The organism is Stenotrophomonas sp. YJH_SMC_80 (assembly GCF_059372495.1).
This window is the reverse complement of the sequence record NZ_JCAFVP010000006.1, coordinates 182,917-197,400: the sequence shown is the minus strand read 5'-3', so window position 1 is coordinate 197,400 and position 14,484 is coordinate 182,917. Positions and strand designations below refer to the sequence as shown.

General features: G+C 68.6%; 14 protein-coding genes. 7 read left to right on the top strand and 7 right to left on the bottom strand.

Annotation, left to right across the window (positions count from 1 at the left end; all coding sequences use genetic code 11):
- Window positions 1–25 precede the first annotated feature (25 nt).
- From AC5P99_RS12745 to AC5P99_RS12725, 5 genes are all read right to left on the bottom strand, one after another.
- A complete protein-coding gene (locus AC5P99_RS12745) occupies window positions 26–496 on the bottom strand; it encodes a SecDF P1 head subdomain-containing protein (RefSeq protein WP_049451249.1) in 471 nt (156 codons plus the stop codon).
- Window positions 493–1,044 carry an HdeD family acid-resistance protein gene (locus AC5P99_RS12740; RefSeq protein ID WP_049451250.1) on the bottom strand — a complete coding sequence of 184 codons (552 nt, stop codon included), beginning with the start codon at window positions 1,042–1,044 and terminating at the stop codon, window positions 493–495. Before AC5P99_RS12740 ends, AC5P99_RS12745 begins: the two co-directional genes overlap by 4 nt.
- A gap of 58 nt (window positions 1,045–1,102) precedes the next feature.
- Window positions 1,103–1,792 (bottom strand): ComF family protein, encoded by a 690-nt coding sequence (locus AC5P99_RS12735; protein WP_088435865.1) that lies wholly within the window; start codon window positions 1,790–1,792, stop codon window positions 1,103–1,105.
- Window positions 1,793–1,888: 96 nt separating this feature from the next.
- Entirely contained in the window at window positions 1,889–3,058 is a 1,170-nt protein-coding gene (locus AC5P99_RS12730; RefSeq protein ID WP_285309366.1) for an L-dopachrome tautomerase-related protein, read from the bottom strand.
- Between the two features lie 147 nt (window positions 3,059–3,205).
- Window positions 3,206–4,531 carry a chloride channel protein gene (locus AC5P99_RS12725; protein ID WP_049451252.1) on the bottom strand — a complete coding sequence of 442 codons (1,326 nt, stop codon included), beginning with the start codon at window positions 4,529–4,531 and terminating at the stop codon, window positions 3,206–3,208.
- Window positions 4,532–4,735: 204 nt separating this feature from the next.
- Here AC5P99_RS12725 and bioB point away from each other — a divergent pair, with 204 nt between their 5' ends.
- From bioB to bioC, 5 genes are all read left to right on the top strand, one after another.
- Complete coding sequence (gene bioB, locus AC5P99_RS12720) at window positions 4,736–5,779, top strand: biotin synthase BioB (protein WP_049451253.1); 1,044 nt, start codon at window positions 4,736–4,738, stop codon at window positions 5,777–5,779.
- Window positions 5,780–5,846: 67 nt separating this feature from the next.
- Entirely contained in the window at window positions 5,847–7,070 is a 1,224-nt protein-coding gene (bioF, locus tag AC5P99_RS12715; RefSeq protein ID WP_024958354.1) for an 8-amino-7-oxononanoate synthase, read from the top strand.
- 17 nt (window positions 7,071–7,087) lie between these two features.
- On the top strand, window positions 7,088–7,867 hold the full coding sequence (bioH, locus tag AC5P99_RS12710; protein ID WP_033833757.1) for a pimeloyl-ACP methyl ester esterase BioH: 780 nt from the start codon (window positions 7,088–7,090) through the stop codon (window positions 7,865–7,867).
- 29 nt (window positions 7,868–7,896) lie between these two features.
- Window positions 7,897–8,676 carry an SDR family oxidoreductase gene (locus tag AC5P99_RS12705; RefSeq protein WP_049451256.1) on the top strand — a complete coding sequence of 260 codons (780 nt, stop codon included), beginning with the start codon at window positions 7,897–7,899 and terminating at the stop codon, window positions 8,674–8,676.
- Between the two features lie 12 nt (window positions 8,677–8,688).
- Entirely contained in the window at window positions 8,689–9,573 is an 885-nt protein-coding gene (gene bioC, locus AC5P99_RS12700) for a malonyl-ACP O-methyltransferase BioC (RefSeq protein ID WP_005414800.1), read from the top strand.
- Window positions 9,574–9,687: 114 nt separating this feature from the next.
- Here the strand turns inward: bioC and AC5P99_RS12695 are convergent, their stop codons facing one another.
- Together AC5P99_RS12695 and AC5P99_RS12690 are read right to left on the bottom strand one after the other, a co-directional pair.
- Window positions 9,688–10,332, bottom strand: a complete 645-nt coding sequence (locus AC5P99_RS12695; RefSeq protein WP_024958800.1) for a YdcF family protein — start codon at window positions 10,330–10,332, stop codon at window positions 9,688–9,690.
- Window positions 10,317–11,279 (bottom strand): pyridoxal-phosphate dependent enzyme, encoded by a 963-nt coding sequence (locus AC5P99_RS12690; RefSeq protein ID WP_049451257.1) that lies wholly within the window; start codon window positions 11,277–11,279, stop codon window positions 10,317–10,319. Before AC5P99_RS12690 ends, AC5P99_RS12695 begins: the two co-directional genes overlap by 16 nt.
- Before the next feature lie 159 nt (window positions 11,280–11,438).
- On the opposite strand from AC5P99_RS12690, the gene AC5P99_RS12685 reads away from it, so the two are divergent.
- Both AC5P99_RS12685 and mnmG read left to right on the top strand, forming a co-directional pair.
- A complete protein-coding gene (locus AC5P99_RS12685) occupies window positions 11,439–11,930 on the top strand; it encodes a hypothetical protein (protein ID WP_446832279.1) in 492 nt (163 codons plus the stop codon).
- A gap of 553 nt (window positions 11,931–12,483) precedes the next feature.
- A complete protein-coding gene (gene mnmG / locus AC5P99_RS12680) occupies window positions 12,484–14,373 on the top strand; it encodes a tRNA uridine-5-carboxymethylaminomethyl(34) synthesis enzyme MnmG (protein WP_495213213.1) in 1,890 nt (629 codons plus the stop codon).
- The last annotated feature ends 111 nt before the right edge of the window (window positions 14,374–14,484 follow it).

Genomic DNA, 14,484 nt, shown 5'->3' with positions numbered 1-14,484 from the left:
CTAACAGTCGACTCTACCGCTGCCATCACTTCCCGGTGATATGCCTGGCCAACGCCTGCGCCTCGGCAACGCTCGGCAGCCCGCTCAGCATCATCGATTCACCGAACGGGCCTTTCACCGTCGCCACCATCAGCACGCGACCATCCACGCTGATCGCCGCTCGTTGCCCCACCAGCGCCGCCGTGCCATCGTGGATGCGTTGGCGTGCTTCTGGCCGATACCGGATCTGCAGGCCGGGCTCCTGGCCCGCGTCCAGCACATAGCGCACATCGGCGATATCTGCACTGTCGGCAATCGGCGGCTCGCGCAGCGCCAGGGTCTCGCCCTGCCACTGCGCTTGCGTGCCCTTGCCATCCGCATCGACCGCGCTCAGGCGCACATCCACGCCAGGGCGCGGCACGTGATCCTTCCCTGCCAAGCCACCGGGCGTGGCGCCCGGCATGCAGCCGGCCAGGGTCAAGGCCACGCCCAGCAACAGCGGAAGCGCAGCCCTCACTTCAGCTTCCGCAGCTTGAATGCCACCAGCACCTGCAGCAGGCCGTACAGCAGGCTGCCGATACCGATCCACAGCGTGGTGACCGCCACGCCGGCATACGGGTTGGCCGCAAACAACAGGCCCAGCACCACGGCCAGCACGCCGCTGAGGATCAGCAACCATTCGCCCTGGATCTGCTTGCGCACGCGGATCGCGAATACGATGCGATAGATGCCGGCCACCAGCAGCCACGCCGCCAAGAACAGCACCAGCACGCTGGCGGTGGCCAGCGGATTGATCACCGCCAGGATACCGAAGCCCAGCGAGGCGAGGGCGTACAGCGCCAGCCACCCACGCGAGGCACCACTGCCGCCGCTGATCAGTGCGAACAGGCTGATGACACCTTCAACGATGGCCATCACGCCCAGTGTCCACGCCAGCGCCATCGCTGCGGACAACGGCCAGCCGATGGCAACGATGCCGAAACCCAGTGCGACGAGCCCGTACAGCAGCAGGATCCACCAGCTGCGCCCAACTGCCGACAATAAGGGAGACAAGGGGGAATTCATGGCCACTCCTTCGATCCGGAACCGGCCTCATCCTAGCCCCTGTGGATGAAGAGGGCGATCACGGCGCCCGCGCGCAGACCCACACACGCACCTCCGCAGCGCCGACCAAGCGCAGCGTCTCGGCAACCTCCATCACCGTGCTGCCGGTGGTCATCACGTCATCGACCACGGTCAGCCGCGTGGGCACCGGACCACGAACCGCAAACGCGTCGAACAGATTTTCCCGGCGTTGTTCGGCCGTGCGTTCGGACTGCGGTGCGGTGTGGCGGCGCCGGTACAGCCCCTGCCAGACCGGCATCGGCAGCAACCGGCACAGCTCGCCCGCCTGGTTGTAGCCGCGCTGGCGCAACCGGCGATTGTGCAGCGGCACCGGCACCAGCGGTGGACACCACCAGGGCGGCGGTGCGCGCTGCATCAGCTGCGCGAGCAGGCGTCCGGCTGCGAGATCCTGATGGAACTTGTAGCGCACAAGCAGCTGATCCACAGGCGGCAGGTACAGCAGGCTGGCATGCGTGGCGGCCTGCGGCGGTACCTCCTCGCGGCAGGTGCCGCAGACGATCAACGCGGTCTCGGGCAACGGCAACGCGCAGCGCAGGCAGGCCCGGCCGGCCCAGGGCAGTCCGGCCAGGCAGGCATCACAGAGATCGAGTCCATCGTGGCCCGGGTCACCGCAGACCAGGCAGCGCAGCGGTAGCAGCACGCGAAGTGCGGCCTGCACGTGGCGGACCGGGTCGAAGAAGGCAGACATGCACTTCAGCATGTCGCCGCCCTCAGCGGGTTGCTATCGGGGGCGCCCTCAACGACCCGTAGGCATTTTCATCGCCCGCCTCCTGCCCCGATCACTTCACCGCGTTGGCGCAGGCTTCGCATCCACCCGGGTGCGATACACCATGTACGGCGTCTGCCGGCGATCCACGCCACCATTGAATCCGGCCTGCCGGTGCAGCTGGTTGGCGGTGAAGTACAGATAGCCATCGGGCCCCATCGACAAGGTATCGGGCCACAGGATGCGTGGATCGTGCACCACGGTCGTCCAGCGCCCCTGCGCGTCGCGGGCATGGATGGCGTTGTGCTCGTAGTCGCTGGCATACAACCGCCCGTTGGCATCCATCTCCATGCCATCGGAGGCGCCCTTGTCGCCCAGGTCGACCACCGCCGCCGCCAGTTCCGCTTCACTCAGCTTCGGGTCGCGCAGCAGCGCGGTCGGCACGCTGTACAGATGACGGCTGGACAAGGGTGTGTAGAACAGGGTGCCACCATCGGGCGACAGGGCGATGCCATCGGCGGCCACGGTGAACGGCGCCGACGAACCATCGGCGTTACGCAGCCGCATCTGCTGTCCTTCCACGATCGGTACGAATGCCGGATCCGCCGATGTTGACACATGACCGATCAGGCGCTTGGACGCGGCGCCGGTAGCGAGGTCAATCACGATGATGCCGCCGATGCCGCTCAGCGACGAGTCGGTCACGTAGGCGACGCCCTCGCGACCGACACGGAAATCGAAGCGCACATCGTTGACGTAGGTGCGCGCGTCGATGACGTTGGCCGGGAACACCAGCGTTCTGGCCACGGTATTGGTGGCCAGATCGATCGCCACCAGCTTGGCGCCGCCGGCCTGTGGTGCAGAGAACCCGGGCGCGGCGGTGTCCAGCACCCACAACCGACCCTGGCCATCGGCCACCACACTCTGCACGCTGATGAAGTGGGCCGCCGGATCGGGACCGTCCTTGCGGTTGATGCGCGCATCCGGATAGGGCACGGCGCGGCCGTCGCGCCACTCGGCCACGCTGTAGGGCACCTCACCGCCCCAGCGCGGGAAGTTGACGAAGATCCTCCCGGTTTCGGAGACCGCCACACTGGTGGGCATGGCGCCCTCGAAACGCGCCACCGGTTCGAGGGTGCCGATGCTGCGCTCGCTGGGCAGCAATGGGGTACCGGCGATCGCCAGCATGGGGGAACTGGCCAGGGCCAGGACGGCAGCCGCCAGACGGCGGATACGGCAGTTGATCATGGTCGCTCTCGATGCAGGTCCGGGTGTAGCCCCGGCGTGGGTGCATCTTCAGCGGCGCACCTGGCATCGGGTAGACGGTGCAACGGGGAATCAGCTTCACTGCAAAAGTGAAGATTGCGGCCTGATTTATCCTGTCGATCAAGGCAATCAGCGATGCCTATCCGCTGACTCTGCTTGCGGCACCATCAACAACTCCGCCAACCCGCGGTAGATCGGCACGCGGCACACCAGCCCGGACACGCCACGCGCGATCAGCACCGTGGCCAGGATCGGCAGCAGCAGATCACCGCTGTCGGTCAGCTCCAGCGAGATCACCGCCGAGGTCAGTGGCGCCTGGGTCACACCGGTCAGGTAGGCGCACATGCCCAGCAACACGAACGCGCGCGGGTCAACGCCCGGCATCAGCACTGACAGGTTGTGGCCGAGTCCCGCGCCGACCGCCAACGCAGGTGAGAACAGGCCACCGGGAATGCCCGCCACGTACGAGGCCAGATTGGCCAGCAGCTTCATCAACCCGAACTCGTGGCCGACCAGCGCCTGGCCCTGCACCAGGCTGCGCGCTTGTTCGTAACCGGTGCCGAACGCGCCTTCGCCGAACACCAGGGCCAGCACGACCACCACCAGGCCGCAGCCCGCGGCCAGCAAGACCGGATGCCGCTGCCGCAGCTGCCCCAGCCAACGCGGACGGCCCGCCGCGCTGGACAGTACCGCACGTGCGAACAGCCCGCCCAGCAGGCCCGCCACCACGCCGCACAGCAGGATCGCCAGCCAGCCCTGGCCGAGCGGCAGACGCGCGCTCACATGGCCGAAATAGGTGTAGTTGCCCAACAGGCCGAGCGATACCACGCCGCCGACGATCACCGCGGTCAACAGGGTGCCGGAGAAGCGATGTTCAAAACGGCCGCTGAGCTCCTCGATGGCGAAGACGATGCCGGCCAGCGGCGTGTTGAACGCCGCCGCAATACCAGCAGCGCCCCCGGCCAACAGAAAGTGCGAGAGCTCGCGGGGATCCTTGAAGCCGAACCAGCGGCCGAACAGATACATCAGGCTTGCGCCTACGTGCACGGTGGGCCCCTCGCGCCCGACCGATGCGCCCCCCAGCAGCGACAGCGAGGTCAGCAGCAGCTTGCCGGCCGAAACCGCTGGGGAAAGGTTGGTTTTCCGGAACGGCTCATCGGCCTTGTCCAGCGCAGCGATGACCTGCGGAATGCCGCTGCCCCGCGTGGGCTTCAGCACGCCGGAAGTGAGCCAGGCCAGCAGCGCGAAGATGCCCGGCGTGAGCAGCAGCGCCCACCACGGCGAGTGCGAGGTGATGCGCTGGAACAGATGGAAGGCCGCATCGCTGGCCTTGGCAAACAGGATCGCCACCAGTGCCACGGCCACCGCGCCGCCCCACAGCGCGGCGCGGCGGCGCCAGGCCTCGCTGAGGACCAGCGCGGTGATGCGGCCACGAAGGCGGTAAAGATCAAGCATGGGAAAGAGTCTGCGCGCCAGCACTTACGTTGTGCAGCAGGCACTGTGGCTGGACGCCTTGCAGCATGCGGTGAAATGCGGCGCTTCGCTCGATGCTCTATTGCGCCGACGACCCGTAAACCAAATTAAAATCCAACTGGTTGACAGCCTCCCCGTGCCCACTCACACTGCCGCCCTCGCTCCACTCGTACCCAAGGTCCCGCCATGGCTGCTGCCATCCGCCACGACTGGCAACACGACGAACTGCAGGCGCTGTTCGATCTGCCGTTTCCCGAGCTGCTGTTCCGCGCCGCCGCGGTGCACCGCGAGCACTTCGATCCGGCGCAGGTGCAGGTGTCCACGCTGTTGTCGGTGAAGACCGGAGGCTGCCCGGAAGACTGCGCGTACTGCCCGCAGGCGCAGCGCTACAGCACCGGGGTGAACGCGCAGAAGCTGATGGAGACCGACGCGGTGCTGGCCAAGGCGCGCCAGGCCAAGGCCGCCGGTGCATCGCGCTTCTGCATGGGCGCCGCGTGGCGATCGCCGAAGGACCGCGACATTCCGAAGGTGGCGGCGATGATCGCCGGGGTGAAGGCACTGGGGCTGGAGACCTGCGCCACGCTGGGCATGCTCAGCGGCGAGCAGGCGCGTGCGCTGAAGGATGCGGGCCTGGACTACTACAACCACAACCTCGACACCGCGCCAGACTACTACGATTCGATCATCCACACGCGCCAGTACCAGGACCGCCTGAATACGCTGGAGCACGTGCGCGATGCCGGCCTGAAGACCTGCTGCGGCGGCATCGTCGGCATGGGCGAGACGCGCGCGCAGCGCGTCGGCCTGCTGCTGGCGCTGGCCACGCTGCCGGCACATCCCGATTCGGTGCCGATCAACAAGCTGGTGCAGGTGGCGGGCACGCCGCTGCATGGCAGCGCCGAGCTGGACCCGTTCGAGTTCGTGCGCATGATCGCGGTGGCACGCATCGCCATGCCACGCTCGATGGTGCGGCTGTCGGCCGGGCGCGAGGCGATGAGCGACGAGCTTCAGGCGCTGTGTTTCCTGGCCGGTGCCAATTCGATCTTCTATGGCGACAAGCTGCTGACCACCGGCAACCCGGAGAGCGAACGCGACCTGGCTTTGTTCGCCCGGCTGGGCCTGCAGCCGATGGCGGTGCAGGTGGATGCCGAGGGCCACGACCACGGCGGCACCGTGCACGCCGATATCAGTGCCGATACGCCCGGCTGTGGCTGCGCTCACGCGGCCTGAGACGGGCCGCAAGCAGGCGCCGCGGCAACGCGCTACCCTAGCCGCCCCGTCGACGCATTCAGCCACCATGGCCCGCCCCGACCTGACCGCCCGCCTCCACGCCCAGCGCGCCCTGCGCGATGCCCAAGGCCGTCGCCGCCCGCGACGCACGGTCACCCGTCGCGATGGCGTGCGCCTGGAAGTGGACGGCCAGTGGCTGACCGGCTTCTGCAGCAACGACTACCTCGGCCTGGCCCAGCAGTTCAGCGTGGTCAACGCGCTGCAGGACGCCGCCGCACGCGAAGGCGCTGGCGCCGGTGCCTCGCACCTGGTCTGCGGCCATCATGCCCTGCATGAGGCGCTGGAACGCGAGGTGGCCGAATGGCTTGGCTATCCGCGTGCGCTGCTGTTCGGCAGTGGCTTCGCCGCCAACCTGGCGGTGCAGCAGGCGCTGCTGAGCGAAGAGAACGATGTCTGCGTACAGGACAAGCTCAACCACGCCAGCCTGCTCGATGCCACCCGGTTGGCCGGTGCACGCCTGCGCCGTTATCCGCATCTGGATGCGGAAGGCGCAATGCGTCAGCTCAAGCATGCGCCCGATGGCGCGGCAATGCTGGCCACCGATGGTGTTTTCAGCATGGATGGCGACATCGCGCCGCTGCGTGCATTGTCGCTTGTGGCACGCCTGCAGCAGGCGCTGTTCTATGTGGATGATGCGCACGGTGTAGGCGTGGTCGGTGATGGCCGTGGTGCCGTGGCCGCCGCCGGACTGGGCGTGGACGATGTGCCGCTGCAGCTGGTCACGCTGGGCAAGGCACTGGGCGGTTCCGGTGCACTGGTGCTGGGCCGCGACGACCTGATCGAGCATCTGGCCGAGACCGCACGCCCGTACATCTACACCACCGCCGTGCCACCAGCGATGGCCGCCGCTGCGCTTGAAGCGGTGCGCCTGGCGCGCAGGGACAACTGGCGCCGTTCCAAACTGGCAGACCTGATCGCGCTGTTCCGCAGCGAAGCACGCCGCCATGGGCTGGACCTGATGGCTTCGGACACGCCGATCCAACCGCTGCTGTGCGGCGATGACCACACCGCCGTGGCCATGTCCACGGCGCTGGAACAGGCCGGCTGGCTGGTCGGTGCGATCCGCCCGCCGACCGTGCCGGAAGGCAAGGCGCGCCTGCGGGTGACACTGTCTGCGCTGCACACGCCGGAACAGGTGCGGGGGCTGGTCGAGGCCATCGCCAGCGCGCGCGAACGCGTGGCCCTGGCCGTGCGTGAAGCCGCGCCACCGCCGCTGCCTGTCTTTGCCTGAGTTCCGTGTCGTTGCCCATTCATATTGACGTCACCGGCCGTGGGCCGGACCTGGTGCTGATCCACGGTTGGGCCCTGCAGGGCGGCGTGTTCGCGCCGCTGGTGCAGCGGCTTGCGGACCAGTTCACCCTGCACCTTGTCGACCTGCCCGGCCATGGGCACAGCCGCGAGGACACCACGCCGCTGCGCCTGCCGTTCGTGGTCGGTGCCATTGCCGCGGCTACGCCGCCGGCGGTGTGGTGCGGCTGGTCACTGGGCGGCCTGTTCGCATTGCACGCGGCGGCCACGCTGCCAAAGGTGCGCGGGCTGGCGATGATCGCCGCCACGCCGCGCTTCGTGCGAGGCGATGACTGGCCGCACGCGGTGGAGCCGGCGGTGTTCGAGCAGTTCGGCCGCGAGCTGGCGACCGACTTCGGCGGCACGCTGGAACGCTTCCTCGCGCTGGACGTAATGGGCTCGGCACACGCCCGCGAGGAGCTGCGCACCCTGCGCCAGCGCCTGGTCGAGCGCGGTGCGCCCACCGAACGCGCCCTGCTGGAAGGCCTGCGCCTGCTCGAAAGCACTGACCTGCGCGGCGCACTGCCAACGCTGGGCAAGCCCAGCCTGTGGATCGCCGGCCAGCGTGACCGGCTGGTGTCTCCGGTGGCGATGCAGGCCGCCGCAGCACTGGCCCCGGGTGCGCAGGCGCTGACCATCGCCCACGGCGGCCACGCGCCGTTCCTTGGCCATGCCGACGAAGTAGCCGCCGCCCTGCAACACTTCGTTGCCGCCCTGTCGCCGGCTGATGGCGGACAATGAGCGCCTTCCGAATTCCGCAGGACTGACGCATGGATCTGGGCATCAACGGCCGCTGGGCACTGGTCTGCGGCGCCAGCAAGGGATTGGGCCTGGGTTGCGCGCGTGCGCTGGTGCGCGAGGGCGTCAACGTGGTGATCGTGGCCCGTGGTGACGCTGCGCTGCAGGCCGCCGCTGAAGAACTGCGTGCCGTGCCCGGCGCTGCCGATGTGCGCGCGGTTGCCGCCGATGTCACCACCGAGGCCGGCCGTGCTGCGGCACTGGCCGCATGCCCGCAGATGGACATCCTGGTCACCAATGCCGGTGGTCCGCCGCCCGGTGATTTCCGCAATTTCGAACGCGACGACTGGATTGCCGCGCTGGACGCCAACATGCTGGCGCCGATCGCGCTGATCCGCGCCACCGTCGACGCGATGATCGAGCGCGGTTTCGGCCGCATTGTCAACATCACCTCGTCGGCGGTGAAGGCCCCGATCGACATCCTGGCGCTGTCCAACGGCGCGCGCAGCGGCCTGACCGGTTTCGTCGCCGGCCTGTCGCGCCGCACCGTGGCCCACAACGTCACCATCAACAACCTGCTGCCCGGCCAGTTCGACACCGACCGCCTGCGCGCCAACTTCGCCCACAGCGCGGGCAAGGACGGCGATGCTGGCGAAGTGGCCGAGCGCCGCCGCCAGCAGATTCCCGCCGGCCGCTTCGGCACGCCGGACGAGTTCGGCGCCGCCTGCGCCTTCCTGTGCAGTGCGCAGGCCGGTTACCTCACCGGGCAGAACCTGCTGATCGACGGCGGCGCCTACCCCGGTACGTTCTAAGAGACTTTCGCAATGCCGTCCCACTTCGATGCCCGCCACGTCCGCCGCGCGTTCGCGCGTGCCGCCAGCAGCTACGACGCCGCCGCCGCCCTGCAGCGCGAGGTGCAGTCGCGGCTGATCGAATCGCTGGACTACCTGGAGGCACGCAAGCCCGAGGTGGTGCTGGACATCGGCGCGGGTACCGGCCATGCCAGCGCGTTGATGAAGAAGCGCTGGCCGAAGGCGCAGGTGATCGCGCTGGATGTGGCGCTGCCGATGCTGGACCAGGCCAAGCGCCAGGCCGGGTGGTGGAAGCCGTTCCAGCGCCTGTGCGGCGATGCCGCCGCGCTGCCGCTGGCCGACAACAGCGTGGATGTGATCTTCAGCAACCTGTGCCTGCAGTGGGTGGACGACCTGCCGGCGGTGTTCGCCGGATTCCGTCGCGTGCTCAAGCCCGGGGGCCTGCTGCTGTGCTCGACCTTCGGCCCGGAAACCCTGGTGGAACTCAACGAAGCGTTCGCCGCCGCCGATGATCGTCCGCACGTGAGCCGCTTCGCGCAGATCGCCCAGTTCGGCGACGCGCTGATGATGGCCGGCTTCCGCGACCCGGTGCTGGACCGCGATCTGTTCACCCTGACCTACGACGACCTGCCCTCGCTGATGCGCGAGCTGCGCGCGATGGGTGCGACCAACGCGCGGGTGGACCGCCGCCACACACTGACCGGGCGTGGCCGTTTCGCGGCGGCGGCGGCGGCGTACGAGCCGATGCGGCGCGCCGACGGCAAGCTGCCCAGCAGCTGGGAAGTGATCTATGCCCACGCCTGGGCACCGGACCCGGGCGCGCCGATCCGCGAAGGCGGGCATGACGTCGCCTCGGTGCCGGTGTCGGCGATTCCGATCCGCCGCAAGCAGACCTGATCGTCTGGTAGTGCCGGCCGCTGGCCGGCAACCTCACGATTCCATGGGGGGCATCTGCCGGCCAGCGGCCGGCACTACCCAATGCGACGCCGTGCGCAACGCAGGCTTCCGCCCTCAGGTATTGGCCGGCGAACTCAACGGCGGGCGCACCAGGTCGCGGTGGAAGAAATAGATTTCCTGCACCAGGAAGCGCCAGCTGGTGTGGAAGCTGCGGAAGCGCGTGCTGGGCGTGGACGAGGCCAGCGCATCGATGCCGAGCGCCTTGCTCAGGCGCAGCGCGCGCGCCATGTGCAGCGGATCGCTGACGACGATCACCCGGTGCAGGCCGCGCTGGTCCATCAGCCGCTTGGCTTCAACCAGGTTCTGCACGGTATTGCGCGAAGCGGTTTCGATCAGGATCGCATCGTCCGGCACGCCATGCTTCAGCGCGTAACGCCGCGCCACCTGCGACTCGGAGAAGCGCGCACCGGTGCCGCCATAGCCACCGGTGAAGATCAGCAGTGGCGCATAGCGTGCTTCATACAGATCCAGCCCGTGGCGGATGCGTTCTTCGAACACCGGTGACGGCTTGGCGTCATAGGCGGCCGCACCCAGCACGATGATGGCGTCGGCCTTGGCGGCCTGGTCGCGTTCACCCACCCAGACGATCCAGGCGGTCACGCCCAGCAGCCAGATCACCAGCAGCACGAACAGCCGCCACAACCAGCCCAGCAGGCCGGTGCGTTCGCGGTGCCGCCCGCGGCTCACGCCGCCCCCCAGCGCAGCGCTGGCAGGTCGACGTTGCCGCCGGACAACACCAGGCCCACGCGCAGGCCGGCGAAGCGCTGCGGCTGCGCCAGCACCGCAGCCAGTACGGTGGCCGAAGAGGGTTCCACCACCTGCTTGAGCACGTCCCACAGCAGGCGCATCGCCGCCAGCGTCGCGGCGTCATCGACCACGATCACCTCGGCACCGGCGGCGCGCAGCAACTCGAAATTGGGCGCGCCGATCAGGGTACGCAGGCCATCGCAGATGGTGTCCGGGGTGAACGCGCCCTGGCGCTCGCCGATGGCCAGCGAGCGCGCGGTGTCATCGGCGCCGGCCGGCTCGGCCAGGATCAGCCGGGTCTGCGGACTGGCGTGCTGCAGGGCCAGCGCGGTACCGCTGGCCAGGCCACCGCCGCCCACCGGCACCACCAGCGCGTCGAACGGGCCGTCGCTGTGCAGCAGTTCCAGGGCCGCGGTGCCCTGCCCGGCCATCACCGCCGGGTTCGTATAGGGATGCACCAGGGTTGCGCCGGTATCGGCCTGCACCTTGGCGCAGGTGGCCTCGCGGTCGGCGATGGTCGGCGGGCAGCGCCAGAGCGTGGCGCCGTGGCGGGCGATGTTGGCCAGTTTGGCGGCCACCGCCCCCTCCGGCACCACCACATGGCAGGGGATGCCCCGGGTGCGTGCGGCCAGGGCCAGCGCGGCGCCGTGGTTGCCGGAGGAATGGGTCACCACACCAGCACTGGCGCGATCGGCATCCAGCGACCACACCGCATTGCAGGCACCACGGAACTTGAATGCGCCACCACGCTGCAGGTGCTCGGCCTTGAAGGCCAACTGCGCACCGGTCATTGCATCGAGGGTGCGCGAGCGCAGCACCGGGGTCACGCTGGCATGCGGGGCAATCCTCGCAGCAGCAAGCAGGACATCATCGGCGCGGGGCAACAGTGAATCGCTCATGACGCAAGATTAACGTATGCCCCCGCGCTGGCGACCGGGGCACAGGTCATGCCAGCATGCAGGCCTACGCCTCCATTCATCCTGGCCAGCCGAATTAAGGGCCGATTCAATGCCCGCGCACGAAGCTGGCTGCACATCCGTCCTCTGGGGGGACCCACCATGAAAATGCGCCTGTTGCTTGCCGGTGGCCTGTTGTTGGGCCTGACTGGCTGCACCACCTACGACTATGTAGGCGGTGGCCGCGGTGGCGGCTACTACCACGGCGCGCCGTCGGTGGAGTACCGCTACCCGGCCGGCTATCCCTACAACTACGGCTACCCGTACTACGGTGGCTATGGCGGCTATTACGGCGGCTATGGCAACCCGTACTACTCGCGCCCGATCTACCGCCCGCCGCACAACCACCGCCCGCCGCCGCGTCCGCCCGGCAACGGTGGCGAGAACCGTCCGCCGCCGCCGCCGCGGCCGTCGTACAACGGCGGTTCCCCGTGGCGGAACATGGATTCGATGCGCCGCCCGCCGCAATCGAACATGCAGCCGCCGTCGCCCGCGCCGCAGGCCCGCCCGTCCCCGGCACCGAGTGCGCCGAGGATGAACGGTTCCCCCTGGCGCAACATGGATCGTGCGACGCAGAGCACAGTTGAGCGCTGAACCGTCTTGCATTTCACACGGTCCAAGCCGCAATCTACGCGGACAGTGACGGCCCGCGTCACAAAGTGACAAAAACGACACGGGCCGCCGCAAAAAGCTCTACGTCGATATCCGACAGGAACATCTGGATCCCCCCTGTTCCGGCCCTGTCGGATGTCGGCACCTCTGAAGGCAGACGGCCCCGCAATGCGGGGCCGTTTGTTTTGCCGGGCCGCCAACCGGCGAGAGCCCCAGCGTCAGTAGATCCACGCCATGCGTGGATGGGGCCTTTCCCGGCAACCCGAGAAAAAAACAGGGCCGGACAGTCCCCCGACTGCCGGCCCTCTGCTCCCCCACCGTGCGCCTGTACCGGCCCCTGTTCCAATTCCGGTCACGGGCGCCTGCGGCGCCAGCCACGGTGGGTGCTATTGGGTTATCTGCAAAAATCCTGCCAACTTTAGGGCTGATTTCGGCGCCGGCCGGCCGGTACCGACGTCCCGGCCCCGAATGGCGCTAAAATCGCCACCCCGGCGCCGCCCCCCCGGCCGCGCCCGCCCCCAGCTGAACAGCCCCCATGAATCCGTCCTTCCATCGTTACGACGTCATCGTCATCGGCGGTGGCCACGCTGGCACCGAAGCCGCGCTGGCCGCGGCCCGCACCGGCGTGCGCACCCTGCTGCTGACCCACAACATCGAAACGGTGGGCGCGATGAGCTGCAACCCGGCCATCGGCGGCATCGGCAAGGGCCACCTGGTCAAGGAAATCGACGCCCTGGGCGGTGCGATGGCGCATGCCGCCGACCGCGCCGGCATCCAGTGGCGCACGCTCAACGCCTCCAAGGGCCCGGCCGTGCGCGCCACCCGCTGCCAGGCCGACCGCAACCTGTACCGCATGGCGATCCGCGCCATCGTCGAAGGCCAGGCCAACCTGACCGTGTTCCAGGCCGCGGTCGATGACCTGGTCATCGAAGGCGACGCCGTGCGCGGGGTCATCACCCAGACCGGCCTGCGTTTCGACGCCGGGGCCGTGGTGCTGACGGCCGGTACCTTCCTCGCCGGCAAGATCCATGTGGGCCCCACCCAGTACGCCGCCGGCCGCATGGGCGACCCGCCGGCCACCACGCTGGCCGCGCGCCTGCGCGAGCGCCCGTTCCAGGTGGACCGCCTGAAGACCGGCACGCCGCCGCGCATCGATGGCCGCTCGCTGGACTACGGCGTGATGGATGAGCAGCCCGGTGATTCGCCGCGCCCGGTGATGTCCTTCCTCGGCTCGGTGGACGAGCATCCGCAGCAGGTCAGCTGCTGGATCACCCACACCACCGAACAGACCCACCAGATCATCCGCGACGCGCTGCATCGCTCGCCGCTGTACAGCGGCCAGATCGAAGGCATCGGCCCGCGCTACTGCCCGTCCATCGAGGACAAGGTAGTGCGCTTCGCCGAGAAGGCCAGCCACCAGATCTTCGTCGAACCCGAAGGCCTGGGCATCATCGAGATCTATCCCAACGGCATCTCCACCTCGCTGCCCTTCGACGTGCAGCTGGAGATGGTGCGCAGCATCCGTGGTTTCGAAAACGCGCACATCACCCGCCCCGGCTACGCGATCGAGTACGACTTCTTCGATCCGCGCGGGCTGAAGGCCTCGCTGGAGACCAAGCTGGTCAACGGCCTGTTCTTCGCCGGCCAGATCAACGGCACCACCGGCTATGAAGAAGCGGCCGCGCAGGGCCTGCTGGCCGGCCTCAACGCCGCACGCCAGGTACGTGGACTGGATGGCTGGTGCCCGCGCCGCGACGAGGCGTACCTGGGCGTGCTGGTGGATGACCTGATCACCCACGGCACCAACGAGCCCTACCGCATGTTCACCAGCCGCGCCGAATACCGCCTGCAGCTGCGCGAGGACAATGCCGACCAGCGTCTGACCCCGGCCGGCCGCGAAATGGGCCTGGTGGATGACCATCGCTGGAGCGCGTTCGAGACCAAGCAGGCCGCCGTCGCCGCCGAGCGCGCGCGCCTGGGCGCACTGTGGGCGACCCCGGCCAATGCGCTGGGCCGCGAGGTACAGGACACGCTGGGCGTGGCGGTCAGCCGCGAAACCAATGTGCTGGACCTGATCAAGCGCCCCGAGCTGGATTACGCGCAGCTGATGCAGGTGCCGTCGCTGGGCCCGGCCGTGGCCGACGCCAAGGTGGCCGAGCAGGTGGAGATCGGCGTGAAGTACGCCGGCTACCTGGATCGCCAGCGCGAGGAGATCGAGCGCCAGCAGCGGCACGAAGCCACGCCGATCGCCGAGGCGTTCGACTATGCGACCGTGCGCGGGCTGTCGGCTGAGGCACTGCAGAAACTGGAACGTGTGCGCCCGCAGACCATCGGCCAGGCGCAGCGTATCCCGGGCATGACCCCGGCGGCGATCTCGCTGCTGCTGGTGCACCTGGAGCGGGCGCGGCGCGGACGCGTGGCATAAGCGGCCGCACCTGCTTCTGGTGGGTGCCGACCTGGGTCGGCACATGAGTCTGCCCTGGTGGGTGCCGACCTGGGTCGGCACGAATCATCAGATCGCGATGCTGCATGCATT

Coding starts and splice junctions, on each gene's coding strand:
- mnmG (WP_495213213.1), top strand. CDS start 12,484: ATGAATCCGTCCTTCCATCGTTACGACGTCATCGTCATCGGCGGTGGC.
- AC5P99_RS12725 (WP_049451252.1), bottom strand. CDS start 4,531: ATGCTTGATCTTTACCGCCTTCGTGGCCGCATCACCGCGCTGGTCCTC.
- AC5P99_RS12705 (WP_049451256.1), top strand. CDS start 7,897: ATGGATCTGGGCATCAACGGCCGCTGGGCACTGGTCTGCGGCGCCAGC.
- bioC (WP_005414800.1), top strand. CDS start 8,689: ATGCCGTCCCACTTCGATGCCCGCCACGTCCGCCGCGCGTTCGCGCGT.
- bioB (WP_049451253.1), top strand. CDS start 4,736: ATGGCTGCTGCCATCCGCCACGACTGGCAACACGACGAACTGCAGGCG.
- AC5P99_RS12740 (WP_049451250.1), bottom strand. CDS start 1,044: ATGAATTCCCCCTTGTCTCCCTTATTGTCGGCAGTTGGGCGCAGCTGG.
- AC5P99_RS12685 (WP_446832279.1), top strand. CDS start 11,439: ATGAAAATGCGCCTGTTGCTTGCCGGTGGCCTGTTGTTGGGCCTGACT.
- AC5P99_RS12730 (WP_285309366.1), bottom strand. CDS start 3,058: ATGATCAACTGCCGTATCCGCCGTCTGGCGGCTGCCGTCCTGGCCCTG.
- bioF (WP_024958354.1), top strand. CDS start 5,847: ATGGCCCGCCCCGACCTGACCGCCCGCCTCCACGCCCAGCGCGCCCTG.
- AC5P99_RS12735 (WP_088435865.1), bottom strand. CDS start 1,792: ATGTCTGCCTTCTTCGACCCGGTCCGCCACGTGCAGGCCGCACTTCGC.
- AC5P99_RS12690 (WP_049451257.1), bottom strand. CDS start 11,279: ATGAGCGATTCACTGTTGCCCCGCGCCGATGATGTCCTGCTTGCTGCT.